Annotated in this window: 2 protein-coding genes; both read right to left on the minus strand. The window is 74.2% G+C overall.

Annotated features, from left to right (window positions below; genetic code table 11):
- The coding region (locus GTW67_RS28640) for a fumarate reductase/succinate dehydrogenase flavoprotein subunit (RefSeq protein WP_161167659.1) at window positions 1-1,801 on the minus strand (1,801 nt) is incomplete at its 3' end.
- 11 nt (window positions 1,802-1,812) lie between these two features.
- Window positions 1,813-2,541, minus strand: a 729-nt coding sequence (locus GTW67_RS28645) for an ABC transporter ATP-binding protein (protein WP_161167660.1), incomplete at its 5' end; no start/stop codon positions are given.

The raw sequence follows: 2,541 nt of genomic DNA on the forward strand, positions 1-2,541 counted from the left end.
CCGTGGGCAGCGCGCCCGCGGCGACGGGCGCGGCGTCGCGGGCGCCGGCCGTCGCCACCTGCTCCGGGTGCACCTCGCCGAGGTGCCGGGAGGGGCCGCCGACCGGCGTGAACTCGTCGACCGGCACCAGATAGGGAGCCACGGGACGGGCCGTGAACTCCATCGCACCGGAGGGGGACTTGTGCAGATCGAGGTGGTGGAACCAGTTCGCGTCGTCGCGCTCGGGGAGGTCGACGCGCTCGTGGTAGAGGCCCCAGCGGGACTCCGTGCGGGCCAGGGAGGCCCGGGCGGCCATCTCCGCGCAGTCGCGGATGAAGCCGACCTCGGCGCAGCGCATCAGCTCGTGCGGGGTGCGCGCGCCCATCGCGGCGATGTCCTCGCGCATCCGCTCGAAGGACTCCAGGGCGAGCGACAGCCGCGCCCCGGTCTTCGGCGGGGCCACGTAGTCGTTGACGAAGCGGCGCAGTTTGTACTCGACCTGGGGCTGCGGCGGGCCGTCGGGGTTGCGCAGCGGGCGGTAGACCAGTTCGTGCGCCTCGCGCAGCTGGCCGGCCGGCAACTCGCCCTCGTACGGCCGGTACCGGGCGGCGTCCGCGCCGGCCAGGTCGCCGAAGACGAACGCGCCGATCATGTAGTTGTGCGGCACGCAGGCCAGGTCGCCGGCGGCGTAGAGGCGGGGCACGGTGGTGCGGGCCTGGTCGTCGACGCGGACGCCGGAGGCGGAGTGGCCGCCGCACAGGCCGATCTCGGAGATGTGCATCTCGACGTCGTGGGTGCGGTAGTCGTGGCCGCGGCCGGCGTGGAAGGTGCCGCGGGTGGGGCGTTCGGTGGAGTGCAGGATCGACTCCAGGGCGGAGACCGACTCCTCGGGGAGGTGGCTGAGCTTCAGGTACACGGGCCCGCGGTCGCTGGCGACCTCCGCGGCGAACTCGGCCATCATCTGGCCCGACCAGTAGTCGGAGTCGACGAAGCGTTCGCCGTGCCGGTTGACCTGGTAGCCGCCGAAGGGGTTGGCGACGTAGGCGCAGGCGGGGCCGTTGTAGTCCTTGATCAGCGGGTTGATCTGGAAGCACTCGATGCCGGTGAGTTCGGCGCCCGCGTGGTAGGCCATGGCGTAGCCGTCGCCCGCGTTGGTGGGGTTCTCGTAGGTGCCGTAGAGGTAGCCGGAGGCGGGCAGGCCGAGCCGGCCGGCGGCGCCGGTCGCCAGGATCACGGCGCCCGCGCGGACGGTCACGAACCGCCCGGTGCGGGTGTTGAAGCCGGCCGCGCCCACCGCCCTCCCCTCCGCCGTCAGGACCCGCACCGGCATCACGCGGTTCTCGATGCGGATCCGCTCCCGCATCTCGCGCCGCCGCAGCTGCCGGTACAGGACCTTCTTGACGTCCTTGCCCTCCGGCATCGGCAGCACGTAGGAGCCGGACCGGTGCACCTGGCGGACGGCGTAGTCGCCGTGCTCGTCCTTCTCGAACTTGACGCCGTACGACTCCAGCCGCCGGACCATGTCGAAGCCGCGCGTGGCGGTCTGGCGGACGGTGGACTGGTCGACGATGCCGTCGTTGGCGCGGGTGATCTCGGCGACGTAGTCGTCGGGTTCGGCACGGCCCGGGATGACGGCGTTGTTGACGCCGTCCATGCCCATGGCGAGGGCGCCGGAGTGGCGGACGTGGGCCTTCTCAAGGAGCAGGACGTCCGCGCCGTGCTCGGCGGCGGTCAGCGCGGCCATGGTGCCGGCGGTGCCGCCGCCGATGACGAGGACGTCGCAGGAGAGTTCTTCGGCGTCGGTGAGGGCGGGGATCTCCACCAGGGGGCCTTTCAGGTGCCGAGGGATGTCAGGACGTCGCGCCGCAGCGCCGTGCGGGCCGGGTCGTCGTGCGCGGTGCGGTCCCGGGTGCGGGGCACGTCGCGCACGGCGGTGAGCCGGCCGGAGCCGAGCAGGGCGACCCGGTCGCCGAGGAACAGGGCCTCGTCCACGTCGTGGGTGACGAAGACGACGGTCGCGCCGGTGCCGTCCAGCACCTCGACCAGCAGGTCCTGCATGCCGGCGCGGGTCTGGGCGTCGAGGGCGCCGAAGGGCTCGTCCATCAGGACGGCGCGGGGCCGCGCGGCGAGGGCCCTGGCCAGCTGGGCGCGCTGGCGCTGGCCCCCGGAGACGCGGTGCGGCAACTGCCGGGCGTGCGCGGCGAGTCCGACCCGCTCCAGCCAGGCGGCGGCCTGTTCCCGGCGTTCGGCGCGGGGCAGGCCCTGGATGGCGAGGGGGAGTTCGACGTTGGCGCGCAGGGAGCGCCAGGGCAGCAGGGCGTCCTCCTGGAAGACCAGCGCGCGGTCCGCGCCCGGTCCTTCGATGCGCCGGCCGTCCTGTTCGGCGGTCCCGGACAGCGGGGGCAGCAGCCCGGCCAGGGTGCGCAGCAGCGTCGACTTGCCGCAGCCCGACGGGCCGACCACGGTGAGGATCCCGCCCGGCGGGACGTCGACGTCCACGCCGGTCAGCGCGGGGGCGTCCGGGCGGCCGAGGACGGCGTCGCGCAGGGCGAGGCGGGTGCC

Source organism: Streptomyces sp. SID5910, from assembly GCF_009862125.1.
GTDB lineage: Bacteria > Actinomycetota > Actinomycetes > Streptomycetales > Streptomycetaceae > Streptomyces.